Source organism: Vibrio sp. 1457 (genome assembly GCF_033340195.1).
Lineage (GTDB): Bacteria > Pseudomonadota > Gammaproteobacteria > Enterobacterales > Vibrionaceae > Vibrio > Vibrio alginolyticus.
Genome location: NZ_JAWOWA010000013.1, coordinates 36531 through 52674 on the forward strand (window position 1 = coordinate 36531; position 16144 = coordinate 52674).

Consider the following 16144-nt stretch of genomic DNA (forward strand, 5'->3'; position numbering starts at 1 on the left):
CTAACTGAAAAGTAATAATTGTATGGTTTTTTATGATTCTTTTTCAGAGCAAAGTTACAGTGATTTACCCGCCTAGATACCAAAATAACACTGATTCTGCCTTGCATAAAGTGCGAGAATATTATCTTTAAAACGCCATTTTTTCGTATAATAAAATAAGTTTTATGATCTCGCTAGCAAAAACCTTCCGAAAGGGCAAATTGTGGTGATTATGATCACAAACGGTGAGCTTTTAATTTGCGGAGCAAAATTAATATCATAAACTTAGGATGACTAAATTGGACGGCTGAAATAAGTCATTCAACATAACATCTAATCCTATAGGGGGAACTTAAGGTGAACATTCTCGGATACTTCCAGAAGGTGGGTAAGGCGCTTATGGTGCCGGTTGCCACACTTCCTGCAGCAGCAATACTCATGGGTATTGGCTACTGGATCGACCCAAATGGCTGGGGCGCAAACAGTGCACTTGCTGCATTTCTTATTAAAGCTGGTGCAGCGATCATTGACAATATGTCAGTATTGTTCGCTGTTGGTGTTGCTTACGGAATGTCTAAAGACAAAGATGGCGCCGCTGCACTTTCAGGTTTCGTGGGCTTCTTAGTTGTCACAACGCTTTTGGCCCCTGGTGCAGTATCACAAATTCAAGGCATTGACCCAAGTGAAGTACCTGCTGCATTTGGTAAAATCAATAACCAGTTCGTCGGTATCTTGGTTGGTATTGTTTCTGCTGAGTTGTACAACCGTTTTTCTCACGTAGAGCTGCACAAAGCACTGGCGTTTTTCTCTGGCAAGCGTCTTGTACCGATCCTAACGTCTTTTGCTGGTATCGTTATTGCGTTCATCCTGATGTACGTTTGGCCATCAGTTTACGGCGGTCTGGTCAGTTTTGGTGAAAGCATTCAAGGTATGGGTGAAGCAGGTGCAGGTGTTTACGCATTCTTCAACCGTCTTCTAATTCCTGTTGGTCTGCACCATGCACTAAACTCAGTGTTCTGGTTTGATGTTGCTGGTATTAATGACATTCCAAACTTCCTTGGCGGTGCGAAATCATTAGCTGAAGGCACGGCAACGGTAGGTGTTACGGGGATGTACCAAGCGGGCTTCTTCCCAATCATGATGTTTGGTTTACCAGGTGCTGCTCTAGCGATGTACCATACTGCGAAATCAAAGAATAAAGAGAAAGTGGCATCTATCATGATTGCAGCTGCGTTTGCTTCATTCTTTACAGGTGTAACAGAACCACTTGAATTTGCATTCATGTTCCTTGCTCCAGGACTGTACGTTCTTCACGCAGCGCTGACTGGTCTATCAGTTTATATCGCGGCATCAATGCAGTGGATTGCAGGTTTCGGTTTCTCTGCTGGTTTAGTCGACTTAGTATTGTCGACTCGTAACCCGCTAGCGGTAAATTGGTACATGCTCATTGTACAAGGTCTTGGTTTCTTTGCGGTTTACTACTTCGTGTTCCGTACCGTGATTGTTAAGTTTGGCCTTAAAACACCGGGACGTGAAGATGATGAAGAAGCTTTATCTAACGTGGCTGGATCAAGCAATTCTTCAGAGCTTGCTCGTCAGTACTTGAAAGCACTTGGCGGTCATGACAACCTAAGTTCTATCGATGCCTGTATTACTCGTTTGCGCCTTTCCGTGAAAGATATGAGCGTTATCAATGAGAAAACTCTGAAAGATCTTGGAGCTATGGGAGTTGTGAAGCTAGGTACAAACAACCTACAAGTTATCCTTGGTCCACTAGCAGAGATTGTTGCTGGTGAGATGAAGAATGTATCTAAAGATGAAGACTTAAGTGGTGTTCAGTTACCAGCTTAACTGTTTAATAGTGGTGCGATTGTTTGTTATTGGTATTGCAAACAATTGATACTACAACATCGCAAAAGGCCTCCGCAGGAGGCCTTTTTTCGTTTAGGCCCTTTGAATCTGCTTTGCTTTCACGCCAACTCGATAAATATTGTCGTTTTAGAGCGAGTTCTTGTTGTCTAATTGCTTAGAATTGTGGATCATTAGGAACAATGTACTCTGTGAAACCATACTTGGATACAGGGTTCCGTTTTCTCTGACAATACTAATATTTTTGAGGTGCTATAGATGAGTGAAGCTGATGCTCGTCCATCAAACTTTATTCGCCAGATCATTGATAAAGATCTAGCGGATGGTAAACACACTAGCGTGCATACTCGATTCCCGCCGGAGCCAAATGGCTACCTGCATATCGGTCATGCTAAGTCTATCTGTTTGAACTTCGGTATTGCTCAGGACTACCAGGGTCAATGTAATCTGCGTTTCGACGATACAAACCCTGAAAAAGAAGACATCGAATACGTTGAGTCTATCAAGAAAGATGTAAACTGGTTGGGCTTTGAGTGGAGTGGTGAAGTATGTTACTCATCAAACTACTTCGATAAGCTTTACGAATATGCAATTGAATTGATTAACAAAGGCTTAGCGTACGTAGATGAGCTAAGTCCAGAGCAAATTCGTGAATACCGCGGCACACTAAAGGCGCCAGGTAAACCAAGTCCATACCGTGACCGTTCTGTTGAAGAGAACTTGGCGTTGTTTGAAAAAATGCGCGCTGGTGAATTTGAAGAAGGTAAAGCGTGTCTTCGTGCTAAAATCGACATGGGTTCTTCATTCATGGTCATGCGCGATCCAGTTTTATACCGTGTGCGTTTTGCTACGCACCACCAAACTGGTGATAAGTGGTGCATTTACCCAATGTACGACTTTACGCACTGTATTTCTGATGCATTAGAAGGCATTACGCACTCTATTTGTACGCTTGAATTCATGGATAACCGTCGTCTGTACGATTGGGTTCTAGACAACATCACGATCGAAAGCCGTCCACATCAATACGAGTTCAGTCGTTTAAACCTTGAATATACAGTGATGTCTAAGCGTAAGCTTAACCAGCTAGTTACTGAAAAACTGGTTAATGGTTGGGATGATCCACGTATGCCGACTGTCTCAGGTCTGCGTCGTCGTGGCTTCACACCTGCATCTATTCGTGAGTTTTGTAAGCGTATTGGTGTAACGAAGCAAGAAAATATGATCGAGTTTAGTTCATTAGAATCTTGTATTCGTGATGACCTAAACGAGAACGCTCCGCGTGCAATGGCTGTACTGGATCCTGTTAAAGTTGTTATCGAAAACTTTGAAGCAGGCGCAGTAGAAAACTTGACAGTTGCCAACCACCCAAATAAACCTGAAATGGGTGTGCGTGAAGTGCCATTCACGCGTGAATTGTGGATTGAGCGTGAAGACTTCCGTGAAGAAGCGAACAAAAAGTACAAGCGTTTAGTGCTAGGTAAAGAAGTTCGTTTACGTGGTGCTTACGTGATCAAAGCTGAGCGCGTTGAAAAAGATGCCGAAGGCAACATCACAACGATCTTCTGTTCTTACGATGCAGATACGCTAGGTAAAAACCCAGCAGATGGTCGTAAAGTGAAAGGCGTTATTCATTGGGTGTCAGCTGATAAAGCTCTTCCAGCGGAAATTCGTCTGTACGATCGTTTATTTACGGTGCCAAACCCAGGCGCAGCGGAAGATTTTGCTTCTACTATCAACCCTGAATCATTAGTTGTGATCAATGGCTTCGTCGAGCCTAGCCTAGCTTCTGCAGAAGCAGAAAAAGGTTACCAGTTTGAACGTATGGGTTACTTCTGTGCAGACTCGAAAGACTCTTCAGCAGATAATCTAGTATTCAACCGCACGGTTGGTCTACGTGATACCTGGGCAAAAATTGAGAATCAATAATCTCAATTAATGCTGAGAACGATGAAAAAATGCCAGCAAACGCTGGCATTTTTTATACCTAATCCCACAGAGTGCTATATAGATGTGCAAAACTGTGGAGAAAAAAGATGGGCGTTTAGTAGCTTTTGTTCTGTAACCAAAGTACTGACGTCTAACGTACTTACTTCTAGAAACAAAAAACGCCAGCATGTGCTGACGTTTACTTTTTAAATTAACAAACCCTTATTTTTTCGGTTTGTGTGCATCTGGATTGTCTTTACAACCACCATCGCTACACTTGCCGTACAAGTATAAGCTGTGGTTTGTTAGTGTTACATTGTACTTAGCTGCAATCTCTTTTTGACGTTCTTCGATAAGATCGTCAGAAAATTCAATTACCTCACCACAGTCTAGGCACACTAGGTGGTCGTGGTGATGTTGAGTCGATAATTCGAAGACTGACTTTCCACCTTCAAAGTGGTGACGAGTTACAATACCAGCATCGTCGAACTGGTTTAGAACTCGGTAAACAGTTGCTAGGCCAATTTCTTCACCTAGATCAATCAACTTTTTGTACAAATCTTCAGCACTGATGTGCTGGCAGTCTGGCTGCTGAAGTACTTCTAGAATTTTTAGCCTCGGAAGGGTTACTTTTAAACCCGCATCCTTCAGCGCCTGATTATTATCTGACATATACTTTCCCGTTGGATCATCTGCAGCGATTTAACAGAATTCAATCTTCCTACCATTATAGGATAAGCGTTCGGAACATTAAACCACGAACTTCAAAGGGTTAATAGAATCTTTTTGTAAATTAGAAACAGGTCTATTATATTACAGCTCTGACCAGTTACAATTATGTAACATTAAGCTTGGAGAGGGCAGGGATAGCGATGAATAGGCGACTAGCGAAGATATACAAACCAGGAATTGTAAAGTTCGCACTCAATATTTGGCCTCCTTTTTGGGGGGCGGGTATTAAAATCTTACATATTTCTCAAGACTTCCGTACTGTAAAGGTACGTTTAAAGCTTCGCTGGTGGAATAAAAATGCCAATCGCACCCAATATGGCGGCAGTATTTTCTCTTTAACTGATCCTATTTACTCGTTGATGCTGATGGGGATTCTACGAGAGGAATATTATGTGTGGGATAAAGAGGCAAGCATTAACTTTATTAAGCCGGGGCAAAGTGATTTGTTTGCAGAATTTGAGGTCACTGAAGGGATGCTGGAAAACATTTATCAAATGACACGGAATGGAGAAAAGTGTTTTCCTGAGTTTATTACTCATGTAAAAGATAAACAGGGGAATGTGGTTTCAGAGGTTCAACGCAAGCTTTATGTAAGAAAGAAACCTCAGTATCGCGAAGAGGAAGTACTTACCGATGCTGTGTGACAATACATACAAAAAGACCTCCAAGTGGAGGTCTTTGCATCATTCAATTTGATTAGCCTTCTAGCTCAGCTAAACACATCTCTTCATAGATCTGTTTAACCCAGCTTTCAACACGCTCGTCAGTCAATTCTGGTTGGCGGTCTTCATCAATACATAGACCTACGAATTGGCTTTCGTCACCTTCAACAAGTGCTTTAGACGCTTCAAATTCGTAGCCTTCTGTCGAGGTATGGCCAAGAATTGTGCCGCCTTTAGATTCAACGATATCACGGACTGTGCCCATCGCGTCACAGAAGTATTCTGCGTAGTCTTCTTGGTCGCCACAGCCAAAGATAGCCACTAGCTTAGTAGAGAAGTCGATTTGCTCAAGCTCAGGGAAGAAGTCATCCCAATCACATTGTGCTTCGCCGTAGTACCAAGTTGGGATACCTAGAAGAAGAAGATCGAAGTTATCAATGTCTTCTTTGCTGCTTTTCGCGATGTCTTGAACGTGAACTAGATGTTTACCTAGTTGCTTTTGAATCATCTTTGCAACGGCTTCAGTATTACCTGTGTCGCTACCGAAGAAGATACCTACACTTGCCATAGAGTCTATACCTTTACATTGTTTGTTATTGGCGATGTTACTAAGGGTTTAACCTAACCCTGAGCCTTCCCAAGTTAGCTGAATTACACCTTTTGCAATAAAGCCAGCACAGCCTAGGAAAAGGACTAACCACACAATACGACGACCAAAAACAGGTACATTGCCTTGCTTTAGCACATCTTTTATCGCCATCCCGATGAAAAAAAAGATAGCAGCAAAAAGAAGATCGAGCCCAATAGACTCGAGCATATCCATATAGTCGTAAAGCATTTTAGCCCTTCATGCCGAAAAATCTTGGGCGCACTATACCACTGTTAAACGGTAAAGTTAATGCACTACAAGAAGGGTTATTTCAATAATCTAGTGTTGCTTTTCGAATTTGTTAACTCGAAATGTATTTTCGAATGACTCTCATTACTTCTGTCGGTTTCTCGGCGTGTAACCAGTGACCAGTGCCAGCGATAATGTGTGCTTTAGCATGGTTAAATTGTCGCTTCACTGCCGGCTGATGTTCTGGCATTAAGTAGTCAGAGTCGCCGCCTTTGATAAATAAAGTTGGGATATCTGTTGGTGTGATTTCTTGCCAGCCAATAATTTGGTCATAATTCTCAAAAAGGCTCGGTACGTTAAACCGCCAATCCATCTTATCGCCATTTTTGTACAGTGATTTAGAGAGAAATTGTCTTACACCATCGAGCTCAATATGTTGAGCTAGGATATCCATGGCTTGCTGTCGATTTGCTGGTTTTTCATTAATAACAGCATGTAAGCCGTTAAAAACATTATCGTGACGGTTCGTAGTGTAGGCTACAGGCGCCATGTCGAGAACGACTAACTGCTTGACTACATTTGGCGCAATGTCCACAAGAGCCATCGCGACTTTTCCGCCCATGGAGTGACCAATAACAATAGATGGCTCAACGTTTAAGTGCTGAAGGAGCTGAGCCACATCTTTTGCCATATCGGTATAGTTATGGACTTCGGAGTGGAAAGAGAGGCCGTGATTTCTCAGATCAATACTGATCACCGTGTGATCTTTAATAAGATCGCGGGCGAGTAGACCCAGATTACTTAAACTACCAAACAATCCGTGAATCAAAACAACTGTTTGGCCTTGGCCTTCCTGCTTATAGTTGAGTAATGCTGACATTTTATCTTATTCGTGATGGGTTTAACGTGGAGTATCCGCGTGGATCTCGTTATAATCCCCCAGAGTTTAAACATTGAGAATGTGAAAAGCGAATGAAAACAATTGAGGTTGATGAGGATCTATACCGTTATATAGCTAGTCAAACTAAGCATATCGGTGAAAGCGCCTCGGATATTTTGCGACGCCTTTTAAACCTTGATGGTCAGTTGCAGGAAGCTAAATCCGCGCCTGTAGTAGAGAAGCCACAAGGGATTGTAGTAAGTAAAGATGCGGGTAAAACGGAATCTGTTGATGTAGTGAAAGAAATGCGTTCGCTGCTTATTTCTGATGAGTTTGCCGGTCTAAAAAAAGCGATTGATCGCTTTATGTTGGTATTATCGACCTTACATAAATTGAATCCAGAAGGTTTCGCCCAGGCTACGAATGTAAAAGGACGCAAACGCGTGTACTTTGCAGATAATGAAGAAACCTTGCTAGCAAACGGTAATACGACCAAGCCAAAAGCCATTCCTGGCACACCGTTTTGGGTTATCACGAATAACAATACAAGTCGTAAAAGACAGATGGTTGAACAAGTGATGGCACACATGGGGTTCCAACCTGACTTAATAGAAAAAGTAACAGGTTCAATCTAAGAAACCTGATAGAAGCCTCATAATGCGTCGCAGTGAGCGGATATTATGAGGCTTTTTTAATTTTATTTGTATTGAAAGAAAGGATGTCAAACATGGCTATGCACCCTCGTGCTGGGCAAAAAGCGCAGCAGGAAGATCTTCACAATATCCCAGCACTCGTTGCTAACTACTTCTTACTTCAACCAGACGCGGCAAACGCAGAACACAAAGTTCAATTTGGTACTTCTGGCCACCGCGGTACTGCAGACAAGCACACTTTTAACGAAAACCACATTTTAGCGATCGCTCAAGCGGTAGCAGAAGTTCGTGCTGAGCAAGGCACAATTGGCCCGTTGTTTGTGGGTAAAGACACGCATGCGCTATCTGAGCCTGCTTTCTCAAGTGTGATTGAAGTACTGATTGCAAACGGTGTGAAAGTGATTGTCCAACAAGACAACGGTTACACGCCAACACCGGGTATTTCACACGCGATTCTGACTTACAACATCAAACACGATGAAAAAGCAGACGGTATCGTTATTACCCCATCACATAACCCACCACAAGACGGCGGTATCAAATACAATCCGACACATGGTGGTCCTGCAGAAGCTGAGTTGACTCAAGCTATCGAAGATCGTGCGAACGAATTGATTGCTGAAGGTTTACAAGGTGTTAAACGCCTACCACTAGCAGAAGCAAAAGCATCGGATCTGTTTGTAGAGATGGACTTGGTGAAGCCATACATTGATGACCTGGTGAACGTTATCGATATGGAAGCAATCCAAAAAGCGAACCTGAAGATTGGTGTAGATCCATTGGGTGGCAGCGGTATCGATTACTGGCGTCAAATTGGTCAGGCATACAACCTAGACCTAACGCTAGTAAGTGAATCTATCGATCCTTCTTTCCAATTCATGTCGCTAGATAAAGACGGCGTTGTGCGTATGGACTGTTCTTCTCCTTACGCAATGGCGGGTCTATTGGCACTGAAAGACGAATACGATTTAGCATTTGGTAACGATCCTGACTACGACCGTCACGGTATCGTTACGCCAAAAGGTTTGATGAACCCGAACCACTTCTTAGCCGTTTGTATTGACTACTTGTACCGTCATCGTGACGAGTGGGGTAAAGATGTCGCTGTTGGTAAAACACTAGTTTCAAGTGCGCTGATTGACCGTGTTGTTGCGGATCTAGGTCGTGAGCTATGTGAAGTGCCTGTTGGTTTCAAATGGTTTGTAGACGGTCTGTACACTGGTAAGTTTGGTTTCGGCGGCGAAGAAAGTGCTGGTGCGTCTTTCCTTCGTAAAGATGGCACGCCTTGGTCAACAGACAAAGATGGCATCTTGCTATGCCTTCTAGCAGCAGAGATCACTGCGGTAACGGGTAAGAACCCACAAGATTACTATGAAGAGCTAGCGGCGAAGCACGGTGAGTCGAAGTACAACCGTATTCAAGCTGTAGCAAATGGCCCACAAAAAGACGTATTGAAGAAGTTGTCACCAGAAATGGTTGCGGCTGAAACTCTAGCAGGTGATGAGATCACTGCTCGTCTAACGCATGCACCAGGCAATGGTGCTGCGATTGGTGGCCTTAAAGTAACGACAGCTAACGGTTGGTTCGCTGCTCGTCCATCAGGCACAGAGGACATCTACAAGATTTACTGTGAAAGCTTCAAAGGTGAAGAACATCTGAAACAAATCGAAGCTGAAGCACAAGAGATCGTTAATCAAGTGTTTGCAGCCGCTGGTTTGTAAAACATCCAATGGTCAATGTATCTAGCAAAGGGTTGATGTGAAAACATCAACCCTTTCATGTTTAAGTGCCCCGAACCGCTTTATCTCCGGGCCATGAATCTGGTACCACAAACCAGAATTGACCGTCTTCCGTTTGTGCGTGTATGAATCGATCTAAAGGCTTTTCAATAGGTTGAGAGAAATCGTCTGTACCGATCGCCCAGCATGGTTTATGTAAATGATAAAGGGGTTTACCAATTAAATCCCATTGACTTTGATAGCACCAGTAACCACTAATCTGACTTGGATTTAATTCATAACCCAAGCACTCCTTAGGAGTTGGCTCTGGAGTAAACGGATTAATATAGAGTCGTCCTTGCATCATTAGGCGCTCTTCTGGAGAGTCGTTTAAAGGAATTATTTTTTGAAATTCCGGGCGATCGCTCATTTTCAGTTGATGCGTGAGCATTCTATCCAATTTCGCATGTAACTGGTCGTGAGCATTCGGGCCATACCAAATGCCGTTGTAAAGAAGATAAAACTTAATCGCCACTTCCCAATGTTCTATCTGATTTGATTCTGTATTCCTCAACACCAAATCGACAGCACCAATGGTCTTACCTTCAGCGTCGTTTAACTGAATTTCTTCGGCAATAATCTGATATCGTTCTGAATTAGAAAGAGCCGCAGTGCATAGGTGCTGATATAAAAAACCCAGTCTCGGATTACCATTGTATTGTTCTGAGCTATTCAAAGGTTTGACCGAGACATCTTCTAAGGTTGCAAACGGAGGGCGTAACTTGAAAAGCGGAGGTGAAGTGGCGATCCATTGGTAAAAGCGTTGCAGTTGGTTCATCCGTATCCCTAAATTTATGGTGAGGCGACAAGCTTTGTTATTGTAACTAAATTTGCTTTTGAGGGTAGGGTGGCTAGCATCGATATTAGGGTTCGAGATACACTTTAAAGACCTAAATGATATCAAGGTGCCAGATGTCAAAACGTTGTTGTATCAACTAGGTTGCACTCTTTCGTCTGATTCCATCGAGAGGTTATTTAGGTTTACATGCGCTAGAAATTGGAAGTAATAATGAATAACTTAAAGTTAGAACAGATTCTTAATGACAAACTGTCACCGCAGTTAATTAAAGATTACGCACCAAATGGGTTACAGGTAGAAGGGAAATCAGCGGTAAAGCGTGTTATCACTGGCGTAACCGCCTCTCAAGCCTTAATCGATAAAGCGATTGAGCTTAATGCAGACGCATTGCTTGTTCATCATGGCTATTTTTGGAAAGGTGAGCCTGAGCCAATTCGTGGCATGAAAGGTAAACGAATTCGTAGCCTGATCAAAAATGATATCAACTTATATGGTTATCACCTTCCTCTAGATATTCATCCAGAGCTAGGCAACAACGCTGAATTAGCTCGCTTACTTGAAATCGAAGTAGAAGGTGGGCTTGAAGGGCACCCTCAGTCAGTTGCTATGTTTGGGCGCTTGAAAAAGCCGATGTCTGGTGTTGAATTTGCGAGTAAGATCAATCAAGTTCTTGAAAGAGAGCCTCTGCATATCGCTCCAGAGAATACTGATAAGATGATTGAGACAGTCGGCTGGTGTACTGGTGGAGGGCAGGATTTCATTGAACTTGCTGTACAGCACGGGCTGGATGCATTTATCTCTGGAGAAATTTCAGAGCGCACCACTTATACTGCTCGTGAAATGGACATTCATTACTTTGCTGCAGGTCATCATGCTACTGAGCGTTATGGTGTTCAGGCCTTAGGCAAATGGCTAGCGGATGAATATGGCCTACATGTGGAGTTTATCGATATTGATAATCCGGTTTAGCGTTCTCCATTAATAACGTTAAACGCAAAAAAGAAAAAAGGGTTGAGACGAAAATCTCAACCCTTTTGTTTGTCTATCTTCGTACTAAAAGATCATTCACGTTCGTGAAGTGGAGAAAACTCACGTTGTGTTTCGCCAGTGTATAGCTGACGAGGACGACCGATGCGGTTCAGTGGATCGCTGTGCATTTCGTTCCAGTGAGCAATCCAGCCGATGGTACGAGAAATCGCGAAGATAACCGTAAACATAGAAACTGGAATACCAATCGCTTTAAGAATGATACCTGAGTAGAAGTCTACGTTCGGGTACAGCTTCTTAGACACGAAGTACTCATCAGAAAGTGCAATGCGCTCAAGTTCCATTGCAACGTCTAGCAGAGGGTCTTGAATGTTTAGCTCTTTGAGAACTTCATGACACGTTTCGCGCATTACTGTCGCACGTGGGTCGTAGTTCTTGTAAACGCGGTGACCAAAGCCCATTAAGCGGAATGGGTCATCTTTGTCTTTCGCGCGGTCTACATATTCAGGGATCTTATCGACGCTGCCAATCTCTTCTAGCATTCTCAAGCAGGCTTCGTTCGCACCACCGTGAGCAGGTCCCCAAAGGGATGCAATACCAGCGGCAATACATGCAAATGGGTTCGCACCAGAAGAGCCAGCTAGACGTACAGTTGATGTCGACGCATTCTGTTCGTGATCCGCGTGTAGAGTGAAAATCTTATCCATCGCACGGGCAACCACAGGATTTACTTCATACTCTTCGCAAGGGTTTGCGAACATCATATGCAAGAAGTTCTCTGCGTAGCTAAGGTCGTTACGAGGGTAAATAAATGGCTGACCGATAGAATATTTGTAACACATCGCCGCCAGTGTTGGCATTTTTGACAGCAGGCGGTACGCTGCAATTTCGCGGTGTTCGTCGTTGTTAATGTCAAGAGAGTCGTGATAGAAGGCTGCAAGTGCTCCAACTACACCACACATTACCGCCATTGGGTGAGCATCGCGTCGGAAGCCATGGAAAAAGCTTGCGATTTGCTCGTGTACCATTGTGTGACGAGTAACGGTCGTTTTGAATTGCTCGTATTGTTCTCGGGTAGGGGCTTCACCATAAAGAAGGATGTAACATACTTCTAAGTAATCTGCGTTATTGGCTAATTGATCAATCGGGAAACCGCGGTGCAAAAGAATACCTTTGCCGCCATCGATGTACGTGATTGATGATTCACAAGATGCAGTGGCAAGAAAACCTGGGTCAAAAGTAAAGTAACCATTGGCTCCCAGCTTACGAACGTCAATTACAGGTGTACCTAGCGTACCGTCCATAATTGGCAGTTCGATTGGCGCTTGACCTTCAACATGAAGGGTCGCTTTCTTATCCGCCATAACAATCTCCTTTGTTTATTATTTAATCCGTCCAGGATGTTTATGTGCCATTTTTGTACTGTTGTTAAAGCTTAAAGTCAATTTTTCTCCATCTTTGTGTGCACTTGTTATGATTTTTCTCATGAAAATCGTTAAAAATCTGTTCTATGTAGCATAATTTGTTACACCAATTGTATTAGAATGTTGCTCGCCGTATATTGGCAAAGAAAATTTTAGTTAAATCCTTATAAATTCGGGGCTAGAAACAAAGAGTGAGGTTTGTTGCTGGATTCCGTTTGTTAACAAATCGTTTACAATTATCTGGGTGGTTACTCGCGATATTTGTTAAGTAGATGTTAACTTTTGTACGTTTGGAAGCTGAAATTGGTTATAACAATAAATGCTCAATGGAGCTGAGTGAGCAAGCCCGTGAAAGAAAGAAAGTCAAGACCTGTTAATTTAGATTTACAGACCATCCACTTTCCTATCACAGCAATCGCATCCATCCTACACCGTGTGTCTGGGGTAATTACGTTTGTTGCGGTGGGTATATTACTGTGGTTACTATCCATTTCTCTGTCATCCCCAATGGGTTTTATGGAAGCCGCTGACATCGTCGATAGCTTCTTCGTAAAATTCATCCTGTGGGGAATTCTTACTGCACTTGCCTACCACATCGCAGGTGGTATCCGTCACTTATTGATGGATCTAGGTCACTTTGAAGAACTAGATTCAGGCACGATGAGCGCTAAAGTCGCGTTTGGTGCAACAGCAGTATTATCATTATTGGCGGGGATCTTGGTATGGTAAAACACGTATCTTCATTTGGTCGTAATGGTGTACACGATTTCCTACTAATTCGTGCAACTGCAATCATTATGACGCTATACACGATTTATCTGATTAGCTTCTGTGCATTTTCAGATATCTCTTACGCATCTTGGACCCAATTCTTTGGTGGTACCTTCACTAAAGTATTCACCATGTTGGCACTTGTCTCGATCCTGATTCACGCATGGGTTGGTTTGTGGCAGGTATTAACTGATTACATTAAGTGCGCGAAACTACGTGGCGCACTACAACTTGGTGTTATTGCCGTGCTATTCGGCTATGTCTTCTCTGGTCTATTTATTCTGTGGGGTGCGTAAGTGTCTATTCCAGTTCGTGAGTTTGATGCCGTAGTAATCGGCGCTGGTGGTGCAGGTATGCGCGCTGCACTACAAATTTCAGAACAAGGCCTATCATGTGCTTTGTTGTCAAAAGTATTTCCAACACGTTCTCATACTGTGTCTGCACAGGGTGGCATTACTGTTGCTCTGGGTAACTCGCACAAAGACGATTGGCAATGGCACATGTACGATACCGTTAAAGGTTCCGACTACATCGGTGACCAGAACGCGATTGAATACATGTGTAAAAATGGTCCTGAGTCAGTTATCGAGCTTGAAAAAATGGGTCTTCCATTCTCTCGTTTTGATAACGGTACCATCTACCAACGTCCATTCGGTGGTCAATCTAAAGAGTTTGGTGGTGAGCAAGCTGCTCGTACAGCCGCAGCTGCAGACCGTACTGGCCACGCACTTCTTCACACGCTTTACCAGCAAAACGTAAAACACAAAACAACCATTTTCTCGGAGTGGTACGCTTTGGATCTTGTGAAAAACCAAGACGGCGCAATCATGGGTTGTACTGCGATTTGTATGGAAACGGGTGAAATCTGTTACTTCAAATCGAAAGCAACCATTCTAGCTACAGGTGGTGCAGGTCGTATTTACGCATCGACCACTAACGCGCACATCAACACGGGTGATGGCGTTGGTATGGCACTTCGCGCAGGCGTTCCAATGCAAGACATGGAAATGTGGCAGTTCCACCCAACAGGTATTGCTGGTGCGGGTGTTCTAGTGACGGAAGGTTGTCGTGGTGAAGGTGGTTACCTTCTAAATAAAGATGGTGAACGCTTCATGGAGCGCTACGCACCAAACGCGAAAGACCTTGCTGGTCGTGACGTGGTTGCTCGTTCAATGATGATTGAAATCCGTGAAGGCCGCGGCTGTGATGGTCCTTGGGGTCCACATATCAAGTTGAAACTTGATCACCTTGGTAAAGAAGTACTTGAATCACGTCTACCAGGTATCTGTGAACTGTCTCGTACATTTGCACACGTTGACCCTGTGAAAGAGCCAATTCCAGTAATTCCAACTTGTCACTACATGATGGGTGGTGTACCTACTCAAGTCTCTGGCCAAGCAATTAAGCAGAAGGCCGACGGTAGCGAGATGGAAGTACAAGGCCTTTACGCATGTGGTGAGATTGCTTCTGTATCGGTACACGGTGCTAACCGTCTGGGCGGCAACTCATTACTAGACTTGGTCGTATTTGGTCGTGCTACTGGCTTGCACCTTGGCGAAACGCTAGCAGCGCAAGCAGAAGCTCGTCCTGCAACAGAATCTGATATTGAAGCGTCTCTAGCGCGTACTATGCGTTGGGAAAACAGCACTGGTGGTGAAGATCCAGTTCAGATTCGTAAAGACCTACAAGCATGCATGCAAAACAGCTTCTCGGTATTCCGTGAAGGCGATGCGATGGCAACCGGTCTAGAAGAGTTGAAAGTGATTCGCGAACGTTTGAAAGATGCGCATCTAGCGGACAAGTCTTCAGAGTTCAACACGCAGCGTATCGAGTGTCTAGAACTTGATAACCTGATGGAAACCGCGTTTTCAACTGCCGTTGCAGCGAACTACCGTACAGAGAGTCGTGGCGCACATGCTCGTTTCGATTTCCCTGAGCGTGATGATGAGAACTGGCTATGCCACTCTATCTACAATCCGGAAACAGAAGCGATGACTAAGCGTGATGTGAACATGACGCCAACGCATCGTGAAGCTTTCCCGCCGAAAGTACGTACATACTAAAGGGAGGATACGACTATGAAATTAAACTTCTCTTTATACCGTTACAATCCGGATGTGGATACCAAGCCTTACATGAAGGAGTATACCCTTGAGGTAGACGAAGGCTCAGACATGATGGTTCTTGATGCATTGATTCTGCTAAAAGAGCAAGATCCAAGCATCGCGTTCCGTCGCTCATGCCGTGAAGGGGTATGTGGTTCTGACGGTTTGAATATGAATGGTAAAAACGGCCTAGCGTGTATCACACCGTTATCTGCTCTACAAGGCGATAAGATAGTTATTCGTCCACTACCAGGGTTACCTGTCGTGCGCGATCTTATCGTTGACATGACGCAGTTCTATGATAACTATGCGAAAGTTAAACCATTCTTGATTGATGATGGTGCATTACCACCATCACGTGAGAACCTACAATCGCCTGATGATCGTGCGCATTTAGATGGATTGTACGAATGTATCATGTGTGCATGTTGTACAACGTCTTGCCCATCATTCTGGTGGAACCCTGATAAATTCATCGGCCCAGCTGGTCTTCTTGCAGCGTACCGTTGGCTAATTGATAGCCGCGATACGGCAACAGATGAACGTTTGTCTGATCTTGATGATGCATTTAGCGTTTTTCGTTGCCATGGCATCATGAATTGTGTAAGTGTTTGTCCTAAGGGATTAAATCCGACGAAAGCCATCGGTCACATTAAGTCGATGTTGGTTAATCGTTCGGTTTAATTTGCTCGCTCTTAGGAATGTCGCAGTGTTGCGGATCACCCGATATGACCGCTT

Annotated in this window: 16 protein-coding genes; 10 read left to right on the forward strand and 6 right to left on the reverse strand. The window is 43.8% G+C overall.

All coding sequences use genetic code 11. The features are described from left to right. Positions 1 to 336: 336 nt before the first annotated feature. The gene (nagE, locus tag R7Z41_RS14815) at positions 337 to 1830 is read left to right on the forward strand and encodes an N-acetylglucosamine-specific PTS transporter subunit IIBC (RefSeq protein WP_065274258.1); all 1494 of its coding nucleotides are present in this window, start codon (positions 337 to 339) and stop codon (positions 1828 to 1830) included. Between the two features lie 276 nt (positions 1831 to 2106). Beyond that, a complete protein-coding gene (gene glnS / locus R7Z41_RS14820; RefSeq protein ID WP_005382124.1) occupies positions 2107 to 3777 on the forward strand; it encodes a glutamine--tRNA ligase in 1671 nt (556 codons plus the stop codon). Positions 3778 to 3999: 222 nt separating this feature from the next. Here the strand turns inward: glnS and fcrX are convergent, their stop codons facing one another. Next, positions 4000 to 4449, reverse strand: a complete 450-nt coding sequence (gene fcrX, locus R7Z41_RS14825; RefSeq protein ID WP_005382141.1) for a ferric iron uptake transcriptional regulator FcrX — start codon at positions 4447 to 4449, stop codon at positions 4000 to 4002. Between the two features lie 200 nt (positions 4450 to 4649). On the opposite strand from fcrX, the gene R7Z41_RS14830 reads away from it, so the two are divergent. Then, a complete protein-coding gene (locus tag R7Z41_RS14830; RefSeq protein ID WP_005382144.1) occupies positions 4650 to 5153 on the forward strand; it encodes a DUF4442 domain-containing protein in 504 nt (167 codons plus the stop codon). Between the two features lie 52 nt (positions 5154 to 5205). Here R7Z41_RS14830 and fldA read toward each other — a convergent pair whose 3' ends face one another. The 3 genes from fldA to R7Z41_RS14845 all read right to left on the reverse strand — a co-directional run bounded on the left by fldA (position 5206) and on the right by R7Z41_RS14845 (position 6889). Next, positions 5206 to 5739 (reverse strand): flavodoxin FldA, encoded by a 534-nt coding sequence (gene fldA / locus R7Z41_RS14835; RefSeq protein WP_005382146.1) that lies wholly within the window; start codon positions 5737 to 5739, stop codon positions 5206 to 5208. A gap of 48 nt (positions 5740 to 5787) precedes the next feature. Further along, entirely contained in the window at positions 5788 to 6009 is a 222-nt protein-coding gene (locus R7Z41_RS14840) for a DUF2788 domain-containing protein (protein ID WP_005393038.1), read from the reverse strand. Between the two features lie 112 nt (positions 6010 to 6121). Continuing rightward, positions 6122 to 6889 carry an alpha/beta fold hydrolase gene (locus R7Z41_RS14845; protein ID WP_017819953.1) on the reverse strand — a complete coding sequence of 256 codons (768 nt, stop codon included), beginning with the start codon at positions 6887 to 6889 and terminating at the stop codon, positions 6122 to 6124. 92 nt (positions 6890 to 6981) lie between these two features. On the opposite strand from R7Z41_RS14845, the gene seqA reads away from it, so the two are divergent. After that, positions 6982 to 7524: a replication initiation negative regulator SeqA gene (seqA, locus tag R7Z41_RS14850; RefSeq protein WP_225477748.1), complete on the forward strand. Its 543-nt coding sequence runs from the start codon at positions 6982 to 6984 to the stop codon at positions 7522 to 7524. A 92-nt stretch (positions 7525 to 7616) separates the two neighbouring features. Next, positions 7617 to 9263, forward strand: a complete 1647-nt coding sequence (gene pgm, locus R7Z41_RS14855) for a phosphoglucomutase (alpha-D-glucose-1,6-bisphosphate-dependent) (RefSeq protein ID WP_005382154.1) — start codon at positions 7617 to 7619, stop codon at positions 9261 to 9263. 61 nt (positions 9264 to 9324) lie between these two features. Here pgm and R7Z41_RS14860 read toward each other — a convergent pair whose 3' ends face one another. Then, positions 9325 to 10098, reverse strand: coding sequence for a DUF1853 family protein (locus R7Z41_RS14860; RefSeq protein WP_213973131.1), 774 nt, complete (start codon positions 10096 to 10098; stop codon positions 9325 to 9327). Positions 10099 to 10329: 231 nt separating this feature from the next. On the opposite strand from R7Z41_RS14860, the gene R7Z41_RS14865 reads away from it, so the two are divergent. After that, a complete protein-coding gene (locus R7Z41_RS14865; RefSeq protein WP_005382162.1) occupies positions 10330 to 11088 on the forward strand; it encodes a Nif3-like dinuclear metal center hexameric protein in 759 nt (252 codons plus the stop codon). Positions 11089 to 11180: 92 nt separating this feature from the next. Here the strand turns inward: R7Z41_RS14865 and R7Z41_RS14870 are convergent, their stop codons facing one another. After that, positions 11181 to 12470, reverse strand: coding sequence for a citrate synthase (locus tag R7Z41_RS14870; protein WP_017819951.1), 1290 nt, complete (start codon positions 12468 to 12470; stop codon positions 11181 to 11183). 396 nt (positions 12471 to 12866) lie between these two features. Here R7Z41_RS14870 and sdhC point away from each other — a divergent pair, with 396 nt between their 5' ends. Genes sdhC through R7Z41_RS14890 form a run of 4 tightly spaced genes read left to right on the forward strand, consistent with a single transcriptional unit; the run spans position 12867 to position 16090 of the window. Beyond that, complete coding sequence (gene sdhC / locus R7Z41_RS14875; RefSeq protein WP_017634811.1) at positions 12867 to 13259, forward strand: succinate dehydrogenase cytochrome b556 subunit; 393 nt, start codon at positions 12867 to 12869, stop codon at positions 13257 to 13259. Next, positions 13253 to 13597: a succinate dehydrogenase, hydrophobic membrane anchor protein gene (sdhD, locus tag R7Z41_RS14880; protein WP_005382169.1), complete on the forward strand. Its 345-nt coding sequence runs from the start codon at positions 13253 to 13255 to the stop codon at positions 13595 to 13597. The genes sdhC and sdhD overlap by 7 nt, the downstream gene beginning before the upstream one ends. Then, positions 13598 to 15364 carry a succinate dehydrogenase flavoprotein subunit gene (gene sdhA, locus R7Z41_RS14885; protein WP_005382172.1) on the forward strand — a complete coding sequence of 589 codons (1767 nt, stop codon included), beginning with the start codon at positions 13598 to 13600 and terminating at the stop codon, positions 15362 to 15364. It begins immediately after the preceding gene. Between the two features lie 15 nt (positions 15365 to 15379). Next, positions 15380 to 16090 carry a succinate dehydrogenase iron-sulfur subunit gene (locus tag R7Z41_RS14890; protein ID WP_005382174.1) on the forward strand — a complete coding sequence of 237 codons (711 nt, stop codon included), beginning with the start codon at positions 15380 to 15382 and terminating at the stop codon, positions 16088 to 16090. Positions 16091 to 16144: the final 54 nt, after the last annotated feature.